Source organism: Streptomyces sp. RLA123 (assembly GCF_056270165.1).
Window position 1 is genome coordinate 7,494,327 of record NZ_JBWDOR010000003.1, and the last position, 23,391, is coordinate 7,517,717.

Sequence of the window (23,391 nt, forward strand, 5' to 3'; positions counted from 1 at the left end):
CGCGTTCCCTCGGAGGGGCCGGCCCGCGCAGTGCGGGCCGGCCCCCTTGCGTTCCGGGCGTCTGCGGTCAGGCTCCCTCGACGAGGCTCTTCGGGCGGAGGTCCCTCCAGTGGGTCTCGACGTAGTCCAGGCACTCCTGGCGGCCGGCCGGGCCGTGGGCGACCGTCCAGCCCGCGGGCACGTCGGCGAAATCGGGCCACAGGCTGTGCTGGCCCTCGGTGTTGACCAGGACGGAGTAGACGCCGTCGGGGTTCTCGAAGGGGTTGCTGCTCATCGGGTGGATTCCTTCCGTGTGACCAGGGCCTCAAGGGCCCGGAACCAGGTCTGTGCCAGATCCCGGACGGCCTCCTCGGTGAGGAGTTCGCCGGCGTAGGCCCAGTGGGCGCCCAGCTCGGGGCCGCCGGGGCGGTCCTCGGTCAGGGCGTTGAGGGTGAGGGCGTGGGACATGGGCATCCCGGGGTCGGCGTCGAGGTCGGCGGCGTCGCCTTCGGGCGCGTACGACCAGTCGGCGGCCTCGGGGACGTCGAAGCGGCCCATGTAGTTGAACTCGATCCGGGGCTCGGCCAGTCGCGCCAGCTCCGGACCCGTCACGGGGTTGAGATGCCGCAGCAGGCCGTGACCGACGCCCGCCGCCGGGAGGGCGGTCAGGTGCTCGCGGACGCGGGAGACGGCCTCCTCCGCGTCGAGTCCTCCGGCGCCCGGGTCGAGGCGGACCGGGACGACGCTGGTGAACCAGCCGATGGTGCGGGACAGGTCGGCGTTGCCGGTCAGCTCCTCCTCGCGGCCGTGGCCCTCGAGGTCGACCAGGACCGCGCTGCCGGGTTCCGCGCCCAGCATCCGCGTCCGCCAGTCCGCCACGGCCTGCGCGAACGCGGTCAGCAGCACGTCGTTGACGCTCGCCCCGTACGCGGCCGGCACCCGGCCGAGCAGGGGTTCGGTGATCTCGGTGGGCAGGGTCAGGGACAGGTAGCGGGTGCTCTCCACCGTGTCGCGTGCCGTGTCCAGCGGCCGGGCCAGCGGCAGCCCCGCGCCGTCCGCGAGGACCGAGGTCCACCAGGGCAGTTCGTCCTCGCGGGACGGGTCCTGGGCACGGGCGGCCAGCAGCTCGGACCAGCGGCGGAAGGAGATGTCCACCGGCGGCAGCGCGGGGGTGCGGCCCGCCGACACCGCCTCCCAGGCGGCCTCCAGGTCGGGGAGCAGGATGCGCCAGGTCACACCGTCGACCACGAGGTGGTGGACGAGCAGCAGCAGGCGTCCCGGTTGTCCCGGCCCCGCGTCGAACCACACCGCGCGCACCATGTCACCGGTGTCCGGGTCGAGTCCGGCCCGGGCGGTGACCGCGTGGGCGGAGACGGCCTCGCGCAGCCCCGCGTCGTCCGCTCCGGCCACGTCGGCGCGGGCGAGCCAGGACGCCACGTCCACGGTGCCGGGGGCGGGCACGCGCAGCGCCCACCGCTCACCGGCCTCGCCGGTGGAGCACGGCTCGGTGCGTGTGCGCTCCAGGCGGGCGCGCAGCATGTCGTGCCGATCGGCGACGGCCCCCAGGACGGCCAGCAGTCCCTTCTCGTCCATGTCCGCCGGGGTCCGCAGCAGGGCGGCCTGGTGGTAGGCCCAGATCGGGCCGCCGCGCTCGCGCAGGGCGTGCATGATCGGGGTGAGCGGGACGAGGCCCGTGCCGTCGTCGTGCGTACGGATCAAGTCGTCGCCGGCGAGCGGGATCGCGGCTTCCGCCAGCGAGGCCACGTCGCGGAGCTGGAAGACCTGGCGCGGGGTGAGCCGCAGCCCGGCCGCGCGGGCCCGGCTGACGAACTGCATGGCGACGATGCTGTCGCCGCCCAGGGCGAAGAAGTCGTCGTCGGTGCCGACGGCCCCGGCGGGCAGGCCCAGCACCTCGGCGACGATCCCGCACAGGGCGCGTTCGGTGCCGCTCGTGGGCTTGCGGCCGCCCGTTCCGGTGGTGAAGTCCGGGGCGGGCAGCGCCTTGCGGTTCAGCTTGCCGTTGGACAGCAGCGGCAGCGCGTCCAGGACGACCACGGCCGCCGGGACCATGTACTCGGGCAGCGCCGCCGCCACGTGGGCCCGCAGGGCGGCCGGATCGGCGTCACGGCCCTCGGCGGGGACGACGTAGCCGACCAGCTGCCGGACGCGCGGGCGGTCCTCGCGGGCGGTGACGACGACCTGGGCGACCGACTCGTGTCCGGCCAGGGCGCTCTCGACCTCGGCGAGTTCGACCCGGTAGCCGCGGATCTTGACCTGGTCGTCGGAGCGGCCGGCGTAGGCGAGCTGCCCCTCCTCGGTCCACCGCGCGAGGTCCCCGGTGCGGTACATGCGCGCGCCGGGCGGACCGTACGGGTCGGCGAGGAAGCGCTCGGCCGTCAGGCCGGGGCGCCCCAGGTAGCCGCGGGCGAGTCCGGCGCCGGACAGATAGAGCTCGCCGGTGACGCCCGGCGGTACGAGGCGCAGCGAGCCGTCCAGGACGTACGCCCGCGTGTTGTGCACCGGGCGGCCGACGACCGGGCGGTCGCTCTCCGCGACCCTGCCGACGAGGGCGTCGACGGTGGCCTCGGTGGGCCCGTACAGGTTGAACGCCTCGGTGGACTCCAGCGTGGCCAGGCGCGACCAGAGGGCGTCCGGTACGGCCTCGCCGCCGACGCCGACCACCGCCAGCGGGCAGTGACCGTCGCGGATCAGGCCCGCGTCCGCCATCTGTGCCAGCAGCGACGGGGTGACCTCGATGAAGTCCAGCCCCTCGGCGCGGATCTGCGCGGCCAGCAGCTCCGCGTCGCGGCGCGTCTCGTCGTCCACGATGTGCAGCGCGTGCCCGTCCAGCAGCCACAGCTGCGGCTGCCACGAGGCGTCGAACGAGAACGACCAGACGTGGCCGACCCGCAGATGGCGGCGGCCGGTCAGTTCCTTGGCGCGGTCGTGCAGGTCGTGGCGGTGGCTGTGGAACAGGTTGGCCAGGCTGCGCTGGGTGACCACGACACCCTTGGGGCGGCCCGTCGAGCCGGAGGTGTAGAGGACGTACGCCGGGTGGCCGGGCGAGGGGGCCCGCGGTGCCGCTTCCGGGAGGCCGTCGAGGGCGTCCACTCGCAGCACCGGGACGTCGGTGTCCGGCAGGGAGCCGGCCAGGGCGTCCGTGGTGAGGATCAGCCGCGGGCGGGCGTCGGTCAGCATGTCGAGCACGCGGTCGGCGGGCAGGCCGGGGTCGAGCGGCAGATAGGCGGCGCCCGCGGTCATCACGGCCAGGATCGCCGTGATGTGGTCGGCGGTGCGCGGGAGCGCCAGTGCCACGATCCCCTCCGGGCCCGCGCCCGCTCCGGCCAGCACGCGGGCCAGCCGGTCCGTGCGGGCGGCGAGTTCGGCGAACGTCCACGTCACGGTCGCGTCGGTGACGGCGACCGCGTCCGGGGACGCCGCGGCCTGCGCCGCGAACAGGGCGGGGACGGTGGCGTCCGCCGTCTGCGCGAGCAGGGCCGTGTCGTTCCAGGTCTCCAGCAGCGTGCGCCGGTCGGTGTCGCCGAGGATGCCGAGGCGTCCGACGGCGGTGTCCGGGTCGCCCGCCATCGCCTCCAGGACCGAGACCATGGCCGACGCCATGCGCCCGGCCGCGGCCGGGGTGAACAGATCGGGCCGGAACTCCGCCGTCAGGCGCAGGCGTTCGTCGGGTTCGACGGCCCAGGCGAACGGATAGTGCGTGGCGTCCTCGTGCTCGCGCACCGACAGGCGCAGGCTCGCGTCCGCCGCCTCGTCCGCGACCGGGTAGGACTCGAAGACCATCAGCGTGTCGAAGAGGTCCCCGAGCCCGGCGCCGCGCTGGATGTCGGCCAGCCCCAGGTACTGGTGGGGGAGCAGCCGTGACTGCTCGTCCTGGAGGCGGTCCAGGAGGGCGCCGACCGGCTCCTGCGGGCGCAGCCGGACGCGGACGGGCACCGTGTTGATGAACAGGCCGATCATCGACTCTACGCCGTCCAGCTCCGGCGGCCGGCCGGCCACCGTCGCGCCGAACACCACGTCGTCGCGGCCGGTGAGCCGGGACAGAACGATGGCCCAGGCGGCCTGCACCAGGGTGTTGACGGTCAGTCCGCGGCGGCGGGCGAGCGCACCGAGCGCCTCCGTCAGCCGCTCGTCGGCCTCGACGGTGTGGGTGCGGGGCACGACCGGCGCCCGGTTGGCGTCGGCGGGCACCAGATGCGTGGGCTCCTCCAGCCCGTCCAGGGCCGCGGCCCAGGCGGCGGTGGAGGCCGCAGTGTCCTGCCGGGCCAGCCAGCGCAGGTAGTCGCGGTAGGGGGCGGCGGCGGGCGGGGCGCCCCCGTCGTAGAGGGCGGTCAGTTCCGCCATCAGCCGGGGCACCGACCAGCCGTCGAGCAGCAGGTGCTGGTGCGACAGCACGAGGCGGTGGCGGCCGTCGTGGGTCCGGGCCAGCAGCAGCCGCAGCAGCGGCGGTTCGGCCGGATCGAAGCGGCGCCGTTCCTGGAGCAGCAGGCGCTCCCACTCGGTCTCGTCGGCGGGGACGTTCACCTGGCGCCACGGCAGCGGCACCGAGCGCGGCACGACGGCCACCGGGCGGCCGGAGGAGAGGTAGCGGAAGCCCGCACGCAGGCTCTCGTGCCGGTCGAGCAGCGCCTGCCCGGCGGCGCGCAGCCGCTCGGCGTCGACCGGGCCCTCGATGTCGTACGACACCTGGACGGTGTAGACGTCCGGGCCCTGGTCGCCGGAGTCGAAGGAGGCGTGGAAGAGCAGTCCGGCCTGGAGCGGGGAGAGCGGCAGCACCTCGGCCGCCCCCATGCCGGTGAGTTCGGCGCGTTCGGCGTCGGCGAGGGCGGGCAGGAGCGCGGCGTCGTCCGCGGTGTCCTCGCGGACGGTGTCGACGGCGACGGCCGCGAGACCGGCCGGCGTCTTGTGCCGGAAGACGTCCCGCGGGGTGATCGTCAGGCCCGCGGCACGGACCCGGACGACGAGCTGCATCGCGATGATGCTGTCCCCGCCCAGCCGGAAGAAGTCGTCCTCGGGGCCCACGCGTTCGAGCCCGAGGACGTCTGCGACGAGCTCGCACATCCGCGCCTCGCGCGGGGTGCGCGGTGTCGTCGCGGTGACCTCGGCGGCGAAGTCCGGCGCGGGCAGCGCCGCGCGGTCGAGCTTGCCGTTCGGCGTCAGCGGCAGGGCGTCCAGGACGACGAAGGCGGCGGGCACCATGTGCTCCGGCAGCGCGGCGGCCGCATGGGCGTGCAGGGCCGCCGTGTCCGCCGCCTGTCCCGGGGCGGGCACGACGTACGCCACCAGGCGCTCGTCGCGCAGCACGACGACCACCCGGGCGAGGTCCGGCCGGTGGGACAGCACGGTCTCGATCTCGCCGGGTTCGACGCGGAAGCCGCGCAGTTTGACCTGGTCGTCGACGCGGCCCAGGTACTCCAGTTCCCCGGCGCCCGTCCAGCGCGCCAGGTCGCCGGTGCGGTACATGCGGCTCCCGGCCGGACCGTACGGGTCGGCGACGAAGCGCTCGGCGGTCAGGCCCGTCCGGCCGAGGTAGCCGCGGGCCAGCTGGACACCGGCGAGATACAGCTCGCCGGGCACGCCGGGCGGCACCGGGCGCAGCGCGGCGTCCAGCACGTAGGTACGGGTGTTCCACACCGGCCGGCCGATCGGAACGGCGGCCGCGCCGGCGGGGACCTCGTGGGCGGTGACGTCGACCGACGCCTCCGTGGGGCCGTAGAGGTTGTGCAACTCGGCCGTGCCCAGCACCGCGTGGAAGCGGGCCGCGAGCGACGCGGGCAGTGCCTCGCCGCTGCACATCACGCGGCGCAGGCCCGTGGACCCCGCCGCGGCCGGTTCGTCGAGGAAGGCCTGCAGCATCGACGGCACGAAGTGCGCCGTCGTGACGCCGCGGCGCTGGATCAGCCCGGCCAGGTAGGCCGGGTCCTTGTGGCCCTCGGGGCGCGCCACGACGAGCGTCGCGCCGGTGATCAGCGGCCAGAAGAACTCCCAGACCGAGACGTCGAAGCTCGACGGCGTCTTCTGCAGCACGCGGTCGTCCGGGGTCAGGCCGTAGGCGTCCTGCATCCACAGCAGGCGGTTGACGATGCCCTCCTGCGATACGACGACGCCCTTGGGGCGGCCGGTCGAGCCGGAGGTGTAGATGACGTACGCGGGGTGGCGCGTGTTGAGGGCCGGAGGCAGCGGGCCGGTGGCGGCGTCGGCGGCGGGGATGCCGTCGGCGTCGACCGGCAGGCGCGGCGCGTCGGTGTCCGGCAGGGCCACTCCGTCCGCCGTCACCACGCACACCGGGCGGGCGTCGGCGAGCATGAACGCCAGCCGCTCCGCCGGGTAGTCGGTGTCGAGCGGCAGATAGGCGCCGCCCGCGCGGTGCACCGCGAGCAGGGTGACGACAAGGGCCGCCGAGCGCGGCAGCGCGACGGCCACCGTGGACTCCGGGCCGACGCCCGCGCCGGCGAGGGCGTGGGCGAGGCGTTCGACGCGCGCGTCCAGTTCCGTGTAGGTCACCGCGATGTCCTCGACCAGCAGGGCGGTCGCGGAGGGGGTGGCCACGGCCTGGGCGCGGAACAGTTCGGGGAGGGTCAGGCCGGGTACAGGGTGACCGGTGGCGTTCCACTTTTCCAGCACCCGGGCGCGCTCCGCGCCGTCCAGGACGTCGAGGAGGCCGACCGGCCGCCCGGGGTCCGCCGCGACCTGCTCCAGCAGCCGTTCCATCCGCCGGGCGAGCAGTTCGGCGGTCGGGCGGTCGAAGAGGTCGGTGCTGTACTCGATCCAGCCCTGGATGCCGTTGCCCTCACCCTGCTCGACGAAGTCGAAGCTGAGGTCGAACTTGGCGGTGTCCTGGCCGGCCGGCTCCGGCCGGACCGTGAGGCCCGGCAGCACGGGCGTGCCGCCGCGCTCGGCGAGGTGGACGACCATCACCTGGAAGAGCGGGTGCCTGGCGAGCGAGCGGGCCGGGTCGAGGGCCTCCACCAGCCGTTCGAAGGGCAGGTCCTGGTGCTCGTACGCGGCCAGGTCGGTCGCCCGGACACGGCGCAGCAGCTCCGCGAAGTCCGGGTCGCCGGACAGATCGGTCCGTAGCACCAGGGAGTTGACGAAGAAGCCGACCAGGTCCTCCAGCCGCTCGTCCGCGCGACCGGAGACGGGCGCGCCGAGCGGGATGTCGTCGCCGGCGCCGAGGCGGTGCAGGAGGGCCGCGACGGCGGCCTGGGAGACCATGAACATGCTGGCGCCCTCGCGGCGGGCGAGTGCGCGCAGGGCGTGTTCCGGCCCGGGCCCGATCGTGAAGCCGACGGTGCCGCCGGCGTGCGTGGACTCCTGGGGGCGCGGCCGGTCCGTGGGCAGCGCCAGTTCCTCGGGCAGGTCGCGCAGCGCCTCGGTCCAGTAGGCGAGCAGATCCTCGCCGGACCGCTCCAGCACCTCACGCTGCCACAGGGTGTAGTCGGCGTATTCGACCCGCAACGGTGCCCAGTCGGGGGCGCGCCCTGCGGCGCGCGCGGCGTAGGCCGCGCCGAGGTCGGCGAGCAGGGCCCGGTCCGACCACTCGTCGGTCGCGATGTGGTGCAGGACGAGGAGCAGCACGTGTTCGTCCTGTCCGGTCCCGAAGAGCGCCGCACGCAGGGGGAGTTCGCGTTCCAGGTCGAAGGGGCGCGCGGCGACCGCAGCGAGCGTGTCGTACGGTGCCGTGCCGAGCGTCACCCGCGCCTGCCCGGGCTCCAGCACCCGCTGGTGGGGCACACCGTCCACGGCCGGGAAGACCGTGCGCAAGGTGGTGTGGCGGGCGACGAGGTCGTTCAGCGCCGCCTCCAGCGCGGCGCGGTCCAGGGCGCCGGTGAGGCGCCAGGCGGCGGGGAGGTTGTAGGAGGGGTCGGCCGTGTCGACCTGGTGCAGCAGCCACAGCCGCCGCTGGGCGGAGGACAGCGGCAGCCGCTCCGGGAGCGTCCGGCCCGCGGTCAGGGCCGGGCGGGCCGCGGCGCGCGGACCGTCGAGCAGGGCGGCGAGCCCGGCGACGGTCGGCGCGTCGAAGACGGCGCGCAGCGGCACCTCGGCGCCGAACACGGTACGGATACGGCTGATCAGGCGCATCGCGAGCAGCGAGTGGCCGCCCAGGACGAAGAAGTCGTCGTCGATGCCGACCCGTTCCAGGCCCAGCACGGCGGCGAACTGCTCGCACAGGACCTCTTCGCGCGGCGCGCGCGGCAGGCGGCCGCCGACGGCCGGCGACAGGTCGGGGGCGGGCAGCGCGGCGCGGTCCAGCTTGCCGTTGACGGTGCGGGGCAGGGCCGTGAGGCCGACGAAGGCGGCGGGCACCATGTGCTCGGGCAGCGTGGCGGCGGCGTGGGCGCGCAGCGCTGCCGGGTCGACGCCCTGTCCCGGGGCGGGCACGAGGTACGCGACGAGGCGCGGTACGCCGGGGGTGTCCTCGCGGACGACGACGGCCGCCGCCGACACGCCCGGCCCGGCGGCGAGCACGGACTCGATCTCGCCGGGTTCCACGCGGAAGCCGCGGATCTTGACCTGGTCGTCGGCGCGCCCGAGGTACTGCAGACCTCCTCCGCCGGCCTCAGGCCGGGCGGAGCCCCAGGCACGACGGCGTGCGAGGTCGCCGGTGCGGTACATGCGCTCGCCGGGCTCCCCGAAGGGGTCGGCGACGAATCGCTCGGCCGTCAGGCCGGGCAGCCCCAGGTAACCGCGGGCCAGGCCCGCACCGGCGAGATACAGCTCACCGGGTACGCCGAGAGGCGTCGGGCGCAGGCGCGCATCGAGGACGTAGGTGCGCACGTTGTCCAGCGGCGCCGCCCACTCAGGGGGCCCGCTGTGGCGTCCGTAGGCGTCGACGGAGGCCTCGGTGGGGCCGTAGAGGTCGTGCACCTCGGTGCCGGGGAGCCCGGACAGCTGACGCCACAGCGCGGGCGGGGTGGCCTCGCCGCCGACGGTGAGGACGGCGGGCGTGTGGCCGCCGGGGGCGGCGAGGAAGCCGTGGTGCATCAGTTCGACCAGGTAGGTCGGGGTGAGGTCGACGTAGTCGGCGGCCTGTGCGTCCAGGTGGGCGAGCAGCGCTGCGGGGTCGGTCATCGTCGGCTCGTCCACGACGTGCAGTTCGTGGCCCGCCAAGAGCCACAGCAGCGGGTCCCAGGAGGCGTCGAAGCTGAACGAGGCTGTGTGCGCGGCCTTCAGGACCTCCCGGCCGGCGGCCAGGACCGCCGGCTCGATCATGTCCCGCCGATGCGCGCCGAAGAGGTTGGACAGGCCCCGGTGGGTGCCGACGACACCCTTCGGGGTGCCGGTGGAGCCCGAGGTGTAGATCGTGTACGCGGCACTGAGCGCCGGGTGACCGGCCGGGCGTACGAACTCCCGCGCCTCGGGCAGGGGGCCGTCCACCAGCAGCCGTTCGACGCCCGGCGCCGCAGGCAACCGGTCGCCCAGCTCGTCGGTGGTCAGCAGGCACACCGGGCCCGCGTCCCGGAGCATGAACTCCAGGCGTTCGGCGGGGAGCGCCGGATCGAGCGGCAGGTAGGCGGCGCCGGAGGCCAGCACGCCGAGGATCGCCGGGACCATGGCGTGCCGCGGGAGGGCCAGGCCCACCACGGCGCCCTCGGCCGCACCGTGCCGGCGCAGGAGGGCGGCGAGGGCGTCGACCCGGTCGCCCAGTTCACCGAAGGTCAGCGCGCCCTCGGAGGTCACCAGCGCGGTCCTGTCCGGGTGCGCCCGCACGGTGTCGGCGAGGATCCCGGGGATCGCGCGGACCTCGGACGGATGCCGCGCCGTGTCGTTCCAGGCTCCTGCGGAGGCCTCGTGCTCGGCGCTCGTCAGCAGGTCGAACTCCGCCAGCGGCCGGTCGGGGTGGGCGCAGGCCTGCCGCAGCAGCAGCACCAGGCGTGCGACGAGCAGCGCGGCCGTGGCCTCGTCGGCGAGGTCGGTCGCGTACTCCAGCAGCAGCGGCAGCGGGCGCGCCTCGCCGTGGTCGACGACGGTGAAGTCGAGGTCGAACTTGGCCGTGCCGGTGTCCATGTCGAACCACTCGGTGGCCAGGCCGAACACGTCGGGGTCGCCCTCCGGGCGGTGGTGGTAGCCCAGCATCACCTGGAACAGCGGGTTGCGGCCCGCCGCGCGCGGCGGGTTCACCGCCTCCACGACCCGGTCGAAGGGCACGTCCTGGTGCTCGAACGCCTCCAGTGCGGACGCGCGCACCCTGCCCAGCAGCTGACGGAAGGTCAGGCCGTCACCGGACAGGTCGGTCCGCAGGACCAGCGTGTTGACGAAGAAGCCGACGAGGTCGTCGAGACCGCTGTCGGTGCGGCCCGCGATGGGCGCGCCCAGCGGCACGTCCTCGCCCGCGCCGAGCCGGTGCAGCAGCGCCGCGGTCGCGGCCTGGAACAGCATGAACATACTGGTGCCCGTGGCGGCGGACAGCGCCCGCAGCTCACCGCCGAGGCCGGCGGGCACCTCGCCCCGCACGATCGCGCCGGCGCCGGTGGGCGCGGCCGGGCGCGGCCGGTCCAGGGGCAGCGTCAGCTCCTCGGGCAGATCGCGCAGCCGCTCCGTCCAGTACCCGGACTGCGACGCGCCGACGGTGTCGAGCAGTTGCTCCTGCCACAGCGTGTAGTCCGCGTACTGCACGGGCAGCGGCTGCCAGGAAGGAGCCGAGCCCGCGGCGCGAGCGGTGTAGGCGGCCGTCAGGTCGGCCATGAACGGGCGGTCGGACCACTCGTCCGTGGTGATGTGGTGCAGTACGACGGCCACCACGTGGTCGTCCTCGCCGACTCGGAACACCTCGCAGCGCAGCGGCAGTTGCCCGGCAAGGTCGAAGGGGCGGCGCTGGGCCGCCTCGATCAGCCCGGGCAGTTCGGCCTCGGCGGCACCGGCCACGGTGACCTCGGGCCGGGCGTCGTCCGCGGGCACGATCCGCTGGTACGGCTCACCGTCCTGCTCGTCCACGAGGGTGCGCAGCGCCTCGTGCCGGGCCGCGACGTCGCGCAGCGCCTGCCGGAGCGCGGCGGTGTCCAGGGCGCCGCGCAGCCGGAAGACCAGCGGGAAGTTGTACGCAGCGCCGCCGCCGGTGAGGCGCTCCACCAGCCACAGCCGGCGCTGCGCGGCGGACAACGGGACCCGCACGGGCCGTTCGGACGCCGCGGTGAGCGCGGGGCGCGCGGGCCGGCCGGCGTCCGCCCGGCCCGCGAGCTGCGCGGGCGTGGGGGCCTCGAAGAGGTCGCGGATGGCCAGCTCCGCGCCCAGTTCGGTGCGGGCCCGGCTCACCAGGCGCGTGGCGAGCAGCGAATGGCCGCCCAGGTCGAAGAAGTTGTCCTCGGCGCCCACCGACGGCAGGCTCAGCACCTCGGCGAAGAGCCGGCACAGCACCTCTTCCCGCGGGGTGCGCGGCCCGCGCCCGCCGCCGAGCGCCACGGCCGGCTCGGCGTCCGGCAGCGCCCGCACGTCCAGCTTGCCGTTGGCGTTCATCGGCAGCCGGTCGAGCGTCACGAAGGCCGCCGGGACCATGTACTCGGGCAGTTCCCGCTTCAGGTCCTCGCGCAGCACCCTCACCAGGGCGCTCGCGTCGCGGCCCGCCGCCGGGTCGTTGGCGTAGGGGGCGCTGCCGCCGCCCGGCCGGTACAGCCCGGCGGTCGTACCGGCGGTGTCCGCGGGCACGAACACCGCCTCGTAGGAGCCCGCTTCCCCGGCCCACGTGGTCAGCACGCGGTAGCCGAGGCCTGCGCCCAGGTCGTGCAGCGTCTCGGGATCGACACCGTCAGGTGTGACCCGCCCGTCCGGGACGGCGGTGACGCGCAGCCGCTCAGGGCGCTGCTCGCGCAGGTGCCCGGCGAGGTCCCGCGACCACGCGGTCATGGGTTCGTCGCCCAGCCGCACCGCGGGCTCCCCCCGGTACAGGACGGCGTCGTAGCGGTGCCGGGACAGCTCGTTGTGGTGCAGGCCGCGCTTGGTGCGCAGGTCGAGACCGTAGCCGAGGCCCGCGAAGAAGTCGGGGTCGACCAGGAGTTCCTTCTCCAGTCGCAGGGCGCGGTCCACGGCCCGCTCGAACTCGGCCGGGTCCGTGCCGCGTGCGCGCTGGATCTCGGTGTGGAAGGTGCGGGCGAGCCGCGGATTGCGCACATCGCCGACGAAGAGCGCGCCGCCGGGCGCCAGCAACTCCATGGCGCCGCGGACGACCGACTCCAGATAGGCCACGCTCGGGAAGTACTGGACGACCGAGTTGATGACGATCGTGTCGAAGTAGCCGGCGGGCAGGCCCTCCAGGTCGTCGGCGGGCCGGCAGCGCAGTTCCACCCTGGCCGCCAGCTCCGGGTCGCGCCGCAACTCCTCGCCGATCTTGCGGATGACGGGCGCGGCGAAGTCCGTGGCCCAGTACGCCTCGGCGTCCGGGGCCAGCCGGGACAGCAGCAGGCCGGAGCCGACGCCGATCTCCAGGATGCGCCGGGGCCGCAGCTCGCGGATGCGGGCGAGGGTGGCCTCGCGCCACTCGTGCATGTCCTCGAAGGGGATCGGCTGCCCGTCGTACGAGCTGTCCCAGCCCGCGTACTCCTCGGTGAAGACCGCGGTGGAGATCTCCTCGTACTCGTCGGAGTAGATCTCCTGCCACTCGCCGACCTGGGCGCGCTCGGCGGACTCCCGTTCGGCGGGGTCGGCGGGGGCGGGCACGACGTAGCCGATCAGCCGGTCGTCGCGGACGACGACGGCGGCCTGGGAGACGCGCGGGTGGCGGCTGAGGGCGGTCTCGATCTCGCCCGGCTCGACGCGGTAGCCGCGGATCTTCACCTGGTCGTCGGTGCGCCCGAGGAAGTCCAGGTCGCCCTCCGCGTTCCGCCGCACCAGGTCGCCGGTGCGGTACATCCGCTCGCCCGGTTCCCCGAAGGGATCGGCCACGAACCGCTCGGCGGTCAGGCCCGGCCGGTCCAGATAGCCGCGGGCCAGGCCGACGCCCGCGATGTACAGCTCCCCGGGCACGCCGTCCGGCACCGGCCGCAGCCAGGCGTCGAGGATGTGCGCGCGGGTGCCCCGGATGGGGCGGCCGACGGTCGGGGTGGCGCTGTCGCGGGTGCCGCCGCCAAGGGTGTTGATGGTGTACTCGGTCGGTCCGTACAGGTTGTAGCCGTAACTCCCCTCGGTGTCGCGCAGCCGCGCCCACACCGTCTCGGGAACGGCCTCGCCGCCGAGCAGCACGAGCGGCGGGACATGTCCGTCGAGCAGCCCTTCCTCGATGAGGAGGCGGGCGTAGGTGGGGGTGACGTTGACGACGTCGATGCGGTGTCGCTCGCAGTAGGCGGTCAGGGCGTGCGCGTCCCGGCGCAACTCCTCGTCGCAGATGTGCACTTCGTGGCCCTCCACGAGCCACAGCAGTTCCTCCCACGACATGTCGAAGGCGAAGGAGACGGTGTGCGCGACGCGCAGCCGCCGTCCGCCCGCCGACGCGATCGCCGGGGCGAAGATCTCCTTCTGGTGGTTGAGCTGCATGTTGGTCAGACCCCGGTAGGGGGTGACGACGCCCTTGGGGCGGCCGGTGGAGCCCGAGGTGTAGATGACATACGCGGGGTGCTCCAGGCTGAAGCGCGCGGTCACCGGGGCGTCGGACAGCGCGGCGAGCTCGGCGGCCACGGCGGGATCGTCGAGGAGCACCCGCGGGGTGTCCGCGTCGAGGGTCGCGGAGACGGCGGCGTTGCTGAGCAGCAGGAGCGGACGGGCGTCCCCCAGCATCAGGGAGAGCCGGTCGGCCGGGTGGTCCAGCTCCAGCGGCAGGTAGGCGGCGCCGGTGCGCAGCACCGCGAACAGGGCCACGACCGTGTCCAGGGAGCGCGGCAGGCCCAGCGCCACGACCTTCTCGGGACCCGCGCCGCGGGCGAGCAGCAGACGGGCCGTGCGGTTCACGGCGGCGTCCAGCGCGGCGTAGTCGAGGGTGCGCTCGCCGAAGACCAGGGCGGTGGCGCCGGGGGTGCGGGCGGCCTGCGCGGCGAGCAGGTCCGCGATCGTCTCGGTCGGCTCCGGCACCCGGCTGCCGGCCCACTCCCGTTCCAGCGCGGCGTGTTCCGCGGGCAGCAGCCCATCGAGACGGCCGACGGGCGCGGTCAGGTCCCGGGCCATGCCCTCCAGCAGGAGGGTGAAGCGGTCCAGCAGCGCGCGGGCGGCCTCGTGGGCCACGACGTCGGGCCGGTGCGCGAGGGTGACCAGGACACGCCGGCCCGGGGTGACGATGAGGTTGACGGGGTAGTGGGTGGCGTCGACGTTGGCGACGGCGGTGGCGCCGTGCTCGGTGCGCAGCCGCTCCAGCCGCTCCTCGGTGTCGTTGTCGCGCAGCACGAAGAGTGTGTCGAACAACCGGCGGTGCCCGGTCTCGGACTGCAGGACGCCGAGCCCCAGGTACTCGTACGGCATCAGCTCCAGCCGTTCGCCCTGGATGCGCCGCAGCAGGTCGAGCACGGTCTCCGCCGGGTCGAGGGCGACGCGGGCGGGGACGGTGTTGAGGAACATGCCGATGACGTGCTCGACGTCCGGCACCTCGGTCGGGCGGCCCGCGACGGTGGTGCCGAAGACGACGTCCGCGCGGCCCGTCGCGGAGGCCAGGGTCAGGCCCCAGGCGGCGTTGAGCACCGTGTTGAGGGTGAGGCCGTGGGCCCGGGCCCGCTCGCGCAGCGAGTCGCCGAGCTCCGCCGTGAGCAGCGTGTCCAGTTGCTCGGGAATGACGGGTTCGAGTCCCGCGTCGGCGACGGCCGGGGCGAGCAGCGTGGGCTCCTCCAGGCCCGCCAGCGCGGCACGCCAGGCGGCGGTCGCGGCGGCGTCGTCCTGGGTGCCCAGCCAGGCCAGGTAGTCGCCGTAGGAGCCGGGGCGCGGCAGCCCGGTGTCGTCGCCGCCCGTCGCGTACAGGGCGAAGAGCTGGTCGAGGAAGAGCCACGCGGACCAGCCGTCCCACAGGATCAGGTGACGGCCGATGACGAGGCGGTCACCGCGCTCGGCGCCGCGGCGCACGAGCAGCATGCGGAACAGCGGCGGCGCGGACAGGTCGAAGCGGCGGGTCCGCTCGGCGTCCATCAGTTCGCGCAGCCGCGTCTCCTGCTCGGCCTCGGGCAGCGCGGACAGGTCCACCGTCTCCAGCGGCACCTCGGGCGCCGCCACGATGAACTGCACCGGCTGGCGCAGCCCGTCGCTGGTGAACCCGGCGCGCAGCCCGGGGTTGCGGGCGAGCAGCGTGCGGGCGGCGGCGCGCAGCCGGCCCTCGTCCAGGCGCTCGGCGAAGTCGAAGGACTCGTGGACGGTGTAGACGTCCAAGGCGTCGTCGTCGTACGCGGAGTGGAAGAACAGGCCTTCTTGCAGCGGGGCGAGCGGCCAGATCTCGGCCGGCGCCCCGCCTGCGAGCCCGTGCACGCGCGCGGTCTCCTCGGGTGCCAGCTCGGGGCGGAGGGGCCCGGTGCGCTCGGCGGCCACGGCGCCGGTGCGGGCGGCCAGGGCGAGCGCCGCGGGCGTGCGGTGCTCGAAGACATCGCGCGGGGTCAGCTCCAGGCCGGCCGCACGGGCGCGGCCGGCCACTCCGATCGAGCTGATGCTGTCGCCGCCGAGCAGGAAGAAGTCGTCCTCCGGGCCGGCGTCGGGCAGGCCGAGGACGGCCGCGAACACCTCTGTCAGCGTGCGTTCCCGGTCGGTGCGCGGCGCGCGGGCGGCGGCGCGTTCCACCTCGGGCGCGGGGAGCGCGGCCCGGTCCAGCTTGCCGCTGGGGGTGAGCGGCAGCCCGTCCAGCACGACGAAGGCGTCCGGGACGAGCGGCGCCGGGAGCACCCCGGCGACGGCGGCGCGCAGCGCGGCGGTGTCCGGGCGGGTGCCGCGGGACGGCACGACGTACGCGACGAGGCGCTGTTCGCGCACCGTCACCGCGGCCTGGGCGACCTCCGGGAGGCGTACGAGGGCGGCCTCGGTCTCGCCGGGTTCGATGCGGTTGCCGCGCAGCTTGACCTGGCGGTCGGTGCGGCCCAGGTACTCCACGACTCCGCCGGTCCTGAGGCGCACGAGATCGCCGGTGCGGTACATCCGCTCGCCGGGCGCGCCGAACGGGTCGGCGACGAAGCGTTCCGCGGTGAGCGCGGAGCGGCCGTGGTAGCCGCGGGCGAGCTGCGCACCGGTCAGATAGAGCTCGCCCGGCACGCCGTCCGGCACCGGGCGCAGACAGGTGTCCAGCACGCGAAGTCCCGTGTTCCACACGGGCCGTCCGATGGGCACGGTGGTGCCGGCGGCGCCGTCGAACGGATGGTGCGTCACGTCGACGGCGGCCTCGGTCGGCCCGTACAGGTTGTGCAGCGGAACCCCGGTGAGCGCCTGCCAGCGCGCGGCGGCCCCGCCCGGCAGGGCCTCGCCGCTGCTGAGGACGCGGCGCAGGCTCGCCGCCCACGAGGCGTCGGCGGTCACCTCCGGGGTGCTGAGGAACGCCTCCAGCATGGAGGGCACGAAGTGCAGGGTGGTGATGCGCTGCTCGCGGACGAGCCCGGCGAGGTAGGCCGGGTCGCGGTGTCCGTCCGGACGGGCGAGGACGACGGCGGCGCCCTCGCACAGCGGCCAGAAGAACTCCCACACACTGACGTCGAAACTGGACGGGGTCTTCTGCAGCACCCGGTCGTCGGCGGTGAGGGCGTACTCGCCCTGCGTCCAGGCGAGGCGGTTGACGATGGCGCGGTGGGTGACGACGACGCCCTTGGGGCGGCCGGTGGAGCCGGAGGTGTAGATCAGGTACGCCGGGTCGTCGGGCCCGGCCTCCTTCCCGGCCGCGACGGTCTCCGTGCCCTCCTCGGCGGCGTCGACGAGGAGCCGCGTCAGGCCCTCCGCCTCCGGCAGCCGCGCGGCGTCGGCCGCCGTGGTGACGACGGTGGCCGCGCCGGAGTCCGCGAGCATGTAGGCGACGCGCTCGGCCGGGTAGTCCGGGTCGAGGGGCAGGTAGGCCGCGCCGGACTTGAGGACGCCGAGCAGCGCCACCATCAGCTCCGCCGAGCGCGGGACGGCGACGGCGACAAAGCGCTCCGGCCCGGCGCCGCGGGCGCGCAGCCGTGCGGCCAGCGCCTCGGCGCGCGCGTCGAGTTCGGCGTACGTCAGGGTCGTGTCGCCGTACACGACGGCGGTGGCGCCGGGCGTGCGGGCGGCCTGGGCCGCGACGGCGGCGGGCAGTGTGGTGGCGGCCACCTCGCGGACCGGGCCTGCGAGATGGGCCGCCTCCCGCTCGTGCGCGGTGAGCAGCCCGACGGAGGCCACCGGGCGGCCGGGGTCGTCGGCGACGGCCTCCAGCAGCAGCGCGAGCCGGCCGCCGAGGGCGCGGACGGCGTCCGCGTCGATGCGCCGCGCATGGTGCTTGAGCCGCAGGTCCAGGCGGCGGCCCGGCTTCACGATCAGCGCGAGCGGATAGTGGACGGTGTCGTGGAAGGCGTGGCCGGTGACACGGACGGCGCCCGAGGGATCGGCGAGTCCGGTCTCGGCCGGGTAGTTCTCGAAGACGACGAGGGTGTCGAAGAGTTCGCCGCCTCCCGCGTGCCCGGCGGCCCGCTGGATCTCCGCGAGACCCAGGTGCTGGTGGTCCAGCAGGGCGCTCTGCTCGTCCTGCAGACGGCGCAGCAGCGTGCCGAGACCGGCGGACGGCTCCCACGTGAAGCGCGTCGGCAGGGTGTTGATGAACAGGCCGACCATGGAGGCGATGCCGTCGACGGCGACGTCGCGCCCGGAGACGGTGGTGCCGAAGACGACGTCCTGCTGCCCGGTCAGCCGGCCCAGCAGCAGACCCCAGGCGCCCTGTACGACGGTGCCGAGGGTCACCCCGAGTTCACGGGCGCGGGCGGCGAGGCGCGCGGTGACCCGCTCGGACAGCTCCAGGCGGATCTGCGCGGGCTCGATCGGTCCGCCGTCGGCGGGCACGTCCACCAGGCGCGTCGGCCCGTCGAGCCCGGCAAGGGCCGAACGCCACGCGGCGCGAGCGGCGTCCCGGTCGGCGGCGGCGATCCGGCGCAGGTAGGCCCGGTAGGCGGGCACATCGGGCAGGGGCGCCGGGTCGGGCGCGTACAGGGCCATCAACTCGCGGTGCAGTACGGGCAGCGACCAGCCGTCCGCGACGATGTGATGGAACGTCAGCAGCAGTCGGCTGCGGCCCTCGCCGAGCCGGACCAGCGCGCAGCGCAGCAGCGGCGGGCGGGCGAGGTCGAAGGGACGGCCCCGCTCGTCGGCGGCGACGGCGTCGGCGAGACCCCGGCGGATGCCGTCCTCCTGCGCGGACAGGTCCACCTCGCGCCAGGGCAGTTCGGGGGCCCGGGTGACGACCTGGACCGGTCGCCCGTCGGCGAGCCGGCGGAAGCAGGCGCGCAGGGGCGCGTGCCGCTCCAGCAGCCGCTGCGCGGCGCGGCGCAGTGCCGCGCCGTCGACGGGTCCTGACAGCTCGACGGCCTGCTGGACGACATAGGCGTCATGGTCGTCGCCGTCGACGAGCGCATGGAAGAAGAAGCCTTCTTGAAGGGGGCCGAGCGGCAGCACCTCCTCGACGGCGGTCGGCAGGCCGTCCCGCAGGGCGGCGAGTTCGGCGTCCGTCAGCTCCACGAGCGGGATGTCCTGCCCGGCGCCGTCCCCGTCGGCGCTCTCGGCGATCCGCGCGAGCGCCGCGACCGTGCGGTGCCGGAAGACGTCCCGGGGGGTGAGCCGCAGACCCGCCTCACGAGCGAGCACGAGCAGTTGGATCGCCACGATGCTGTCGCCGCCCAGGGCGAAGAAGTCGTCGTCGACGGTGACCGAGCGCACCCCGAGGGCCCGCGCGTACAGCCCGCACAGCAACTCCTCGCGCGCGTCGCGCGGGGCGCGGCCGGAGCTGAGTGCGGTGTAGTCGGGGACGGGCAGGGCGGCGCCGTCGAGCTTGCCGCTCGGCGTCACCGGCAGCCGGTCCAGCGGCACGAGGGCCGCGGGGACCATGTACTCCGGCAGGAACTCCGCGGCGTGCGCGCGCAGCGTCCGCATCAGCGCGGAGACATCGCGGAAGGGGGCGGGACGGTTGGCGAGCGGCCGGCCGCCACCGGGCCGGTACAGCGCTCCCGGGGCCGCGTCGCCGGAGGTGAAGACGGCGTCGAGGCTGCCGTCGTCGGCGTCGCCGGTCCAGGTGAGGGCGGCGGACAGGCCGTGCCGCGCGGCGAGTTCGTGCAGCGCTTCAGGATCGACACCGCCCACGCCACAGGCGCCGGGGCGGCTGCTGTCGCCGAGGAGGGCGAGGGCGTCGAGGTCCTCGGTGAGCCGGGCGTTGGGCACGGCGGTCACACGCAGCCGCTCCGGGCGCGCGGCGAGACGTGCGTCGAGGGCGCCGAGGCCGCCGAGGCCGTCCAGGGCGGACCACGCGATCTCCTCGGCCGCGTCGGGGGCCGCGTCCGCCGCCGGGCGCAGCACGACGTCGTAGCGGTAGCGGGTCAGCTCGTTGTGGTGGCTGCCGCGCTTGATCCGCACATCGGCGGAAAAGCCGTCGAGGCCCGCGAACCAGTCGGGATCGACGAGGAGTTCGCCCTCCCATGCCACCGCTCGGTCCACGGCGGCGCGCAGCGCCTCCTCCTCGTCGGCGCCGCCGGCGCCGCCCTCGGCGGCGGCCGTCCCCGTGCCGGTTCCGCGGCGGCTCTCCACGGCGGCCCGCAGGGTGCGCAGCAGCCGCAGGTTGCGGACGTCACCGACGAAGAGGGCGCCGCCGGGCGCGAGCAGCGTCGCGGCCTTGCGGAGCGCGTCCTCCAGATAGTCCGCGCCCGGGAAGTACTGGGCCACGGAGTTGACGACGACGGTGTCGAAGTACCCCTCGGGCAGCCCCGCGGTGTCGTGCGCGGGGCGGGCCGACAGCTCGACGCGCCCGGCGAGTCCGGGCACGTCGCCGATCTGCCCGCGCAGGGCGGCGACCGCCTCCTCGGAGACATCGGTGCCCCAGTAGGCCTCGCAGCCGGGCGCCAGCCGGGAGAGCAGCAGGCCGCTGCCGACGCCGATCTCCAGGACACGCCGCGGCTTGAGCGCGGCGATGCGCTCGACCGTGGCTGACCGCCACTCGCGCATGTCGGCGAGGGGGATGGGCAGGCCGTCGTACATGCTGTTCCAGCCCGCGAAGTTCTCCTGGAAGCCCTCGGAGCCCGCGGCGGAGTAGAGCAGTTCGTGCAGGTCCTTCCACTCGGCGACCTCGGCGTCGCCGTCCAGCGACGGCACGACGTAGGCGGCCAGCCGCCGGTCGCCGGGCCGGTCCTCGCGGACGACGACGGCGGCCTGCGCGACGGCGGGGTGGGAGCGCAGCACGGACTCGATCTCGCCCGGCTCGATGCGGAAGCCGCGGATCTTGACCTGGCTGTCGACGCGGCCGAGGAACTCCAGCCGCCCGTCGGCCTTCCAGCGCACCAGGTCGCCGGTGCGGTAGAGCCGTTCGCCCGGCGCGCCGAAGGGGTCGGCGACGAAGCGCTCGGCGGTCAGGCCGGGCCGCCCCAGGTAGCCGCGGGCGAGTCCCGCGCCGCCGAGGTAGAGCTCTCCCGCGACACCGGCAGGTACGGGCCGCAGCCTGCCGTCGAGCACGTACGCCAGGGTGCCCGGGTCGGGCACGCCGATGGGCACGATCGTCCCGGGCGGGGTGTCGGGGTCGCACAGGCCCAGCGTGGAGTTGGTGGTCGCCTCGGTCGGGCCGTAGGCGTTGAACATCATGCGGCCGCGCGCGTAGCGGCCGACGAGCTCGGGGGAGACGCGCTCGGTACCGGCGAGCAGCGTCGCCTCCGCGGGCAGGTGGACGTCCTCCGGCATGGCGGCGAGCAGCGCCGGCGGAAGGATCATGAAGGTGATGCCGTGGGCGTTCGCGTAGTCGGCCAGTGGCGCGCCCGGCACCCGCAGCTGCGACGGGACGACGACCAACTGCCCGCCGGAGAGCAGGCCGAGGCACAGGTCCCAGAAGGCGACGTCGAAGCTGGGGGAGGCGAACTGGAGCACCCGGCTGTGGGGGCCGATGCCGAAGCGCTCGCTCTGGGTGGCGACGAGTTTGGCGACGCCCGCGTGCGAGAGCACGACGCCCTTGGGACGGCCCGTGGAGCCGGACGTGTAGATGACGTACGCGGCGCTCCCGAGGGACAGCCGCCCGCCGAGGCCGGGGTCGCGGGTCGGCAGTCCGGCGAGCTCGGCCACGGTGGCCGGGTGGTCCAGCACGAGTGCGGATACGCCGTCGAGCGCGTCCTGCAGTTCCCCGGTCATCCCGGAGGTGGTGACGAGACAGACCGGCGCGGCGTCGGCGAGCATGTAGGCGACGCGGTCGGCGGGGTAGTCGGTGTCGACCGGCAGGTAGGCGGCGCCCGACTTGAGCACCGCGACCTCGGCGACGATCAGCTCCGCCGAGCGCGGCACGGCCAGCGCGACCACGGCCTCGGGCCCCGCGCCCCGGGCGATCAGGGCGTGCGCCAGGCGGTTGGCGCGCGCGTCGAGTTCGGCGTAGGTCAGGCGTACGTCCTCGAAGACCAGGGCGGTCTCGCCGGGCCGGGTGCGGACCTGCTCGGCGAACATCGCGGGCCAGGTCGCGAGCGGCACGTCGTGGGCGGTGTCGTTCCACTCGTGGAGGAGGCGGTGGCGTTCCGTCCCGTCCAGCAGCTCCAGTTCGCCGACGGCCCGGTCCGGGTGCGCGCCGGCGTCCGCGAGCAGCGTCGCGTAGTGGCCGAGGATCCGGTCGACGGTGGCGGCCTCGAACAGGTCGGGCCGGTACGCGGCGTGGACCTCGCCCGGTGTCACCCGCAGTTCCAGGTCGAGCGGGCCGCCGGCCCAGTCGCCCGCGGCGAAGCCGGTGTTGCAGACCAGGCCACCGCCGCGGGTCGCCTCGGCGCCCAGTTCCGATACCAGGGCCGGGACGGGCACGCGGTGGGCGCGGGCCTGTGCCGCGGCGTCGGCGACCCGCGCGGTGAGTTCGGCGAAGGTGGTGTCCGCGGCGAGGGCGAACCGCAACGGCAGCCCGTCGTGGGCGAGGACGATGTCGCCGGCGCCGCTCCCGTAGTGGTGCAGGAGGGCGGCGTACGCGGCGAGCGGGCCCGCCTCGCCCGGTACGGCGTCGGGCAGGGCGCGGGAGCGGACCAGGGCGGGGCCGCAGGGCCGCTGCGGATACGGGAAATCGACGGGGAGAACGGTCTCCTGTGCGAGCGGAACGAGCCGCGCCCGCCAGAAATCCCTTGCCGTCGCCGTCAGTTCTTCGATACCCGACACTGGTGCCCGTGCCTCCCCTTACCTGCGGAACCGACTCGGCCGAGTCGCGAACGGTCGCCATATTAAGGTAAGCATTACCTAACTTGATAGCCCTGCCTGCGTGGCGGACCCGCACGGCTCCCAGGGGTAGAGTTAAGGCATGCCTAACCTAAGGATGGTGGCTGTGGAGCCTGGCCGGTGACCGCGCGCAGAGGACTGCGTCCCGTCCTGCTCGTCGTTCTGCTCGTCGCCGTACTGACCGGGCTCTGCCTGCTGTCGATCGGTCTCGGGGCCGTGGACATCCCGCCGGGCCAAGTGGTCCGGTCGCTGTCCGGCCACCCCCCGAGCCGGCTCGTGGACAACATCGTCTGGACCGTCCGCGTCCCGCGCACCGTCCTCGGCCTGACCGCGGGCGCCGCGCTCGGGCTGTCCGGCGCGCTCATGCAGGCCCTCACCCGCAACCCGCTCGCCGACCCCGGAGTCCTCGGCGTCAGCGCCGGCGCCTCCTTCGGGATCGTCGTCGCCGTCGCCCTCTTCGGGGCCGGATCGCTCTACGGCTACATCTGGTTCGCCCTCGCGGGCGCCCTTGTCACCAGCGTCCTGGTCTTCCTGCTCGGCAGGACGGGACGGTCCGGCGCGACCCCGGTGAAACTGGCGCTGGCCGGAGTGGCCGTCACCTTCCTGCTGTTCTCGCTCACCAACGCGATCGTCCTGACCGACCCCGACGCCCTGGACCGCTACCGCTTCTGGTCCGCGGGCAGCCTCGCCGACCAGGACGGGGCCGTCGTCCGCGCCATCCTGCCGTTCCTCGCCATCGGGGCGCTGCTCGCGCTCGCCGCCGCCCCCGCGCTCAACAGCCTCGCCCTCGGCGACGACGTTGCGGCCTCGCTCGGCCGCCGCCTCGGCCTGATGCGAATGCAAGGCCTCACCGCCGTCATGCTGCTGACCGGCGCCGCGGTCGCCGTGATCGGCCCCGTGGTCTTCCTCGGCCTCGTGGTGCCGCATGTCGCCCGGGTGCTCGCCCAGTCCGCGGGCATCGGGCCCGACCACCGCTGGCTGCTGCCGCTGTCTGCGGCACTCGCGCCGTGCCTGCTGCTCACCGCCGACATCCTCGGCCGGGTCGTCGCGCGGCCCACCGAGATCCAGGCCGGGGTGCTCGTCGCCTTCATCGGCGGCCCGTTCTTCATCGCCCTGGTCCGCCGGCGCAAACTCGCGGAGGTCTGA

3 protein-coding genes are annotated in these 23,391 nt (G+C 74.9%); 1 reads left to right on the forward strand and 2 read right to left on the reverse strand.

Annotated elements, in window-relative coordinates; all coding sequences use genetic code 11:
- Positions 1-67 precede the first annotated feature (67 nt).
- Positions 68-274, reverse strand: a complete 207-nt coding sequence (locus RV983_RS34435) for an MbtH family protein (protein ID WP_475989632.1) — start codon at positions 272-274, stop codon at positions 68-70.
- The gene (locus RV983_RS34440; RefSeq protein ID WP_475989633.1) at positions 271-22,188 is read right to left on the reverse strand and encodes a non-ribosomal peptide synthase/polyketide synthase; all 21,918 of its coding nucleotides are present in this window, start codon (positions 22,186-22,188) and stop codon (positions 271-273) included. The genes RV983_RS34435 and RV983_RS34440 overlap by 4 nt, the downstream gene beginning before the upstream one ends.
- A 177-nt stretch (positions 22,189-22,365) precedes the next feature.
- On the opposite strand from RV983_RS34440, the gene RV983_RS34445 reads away from it, so the two are divergent.
- Complete coding sequence (locus tag RV983_RS34445) at positions 22,366-23,391, forward strand: FecCD family ABC transporter permease (RefSeq protein ID WP_475989634.1); 1,026 nt, start codon at positions 22,366-22,368, stop codon at positions 23,389-23,391.

Bases quoted from the DNA above. Each gene is read 5' to 3' on its own strand.
- RV983_RS34435 (WP_475989632.1), bottom strand. From the start codon at position 274: ATGAGCAGCAACCCCTTCGAGAACCCCGACGGCGTCTACTCCGTCCTG.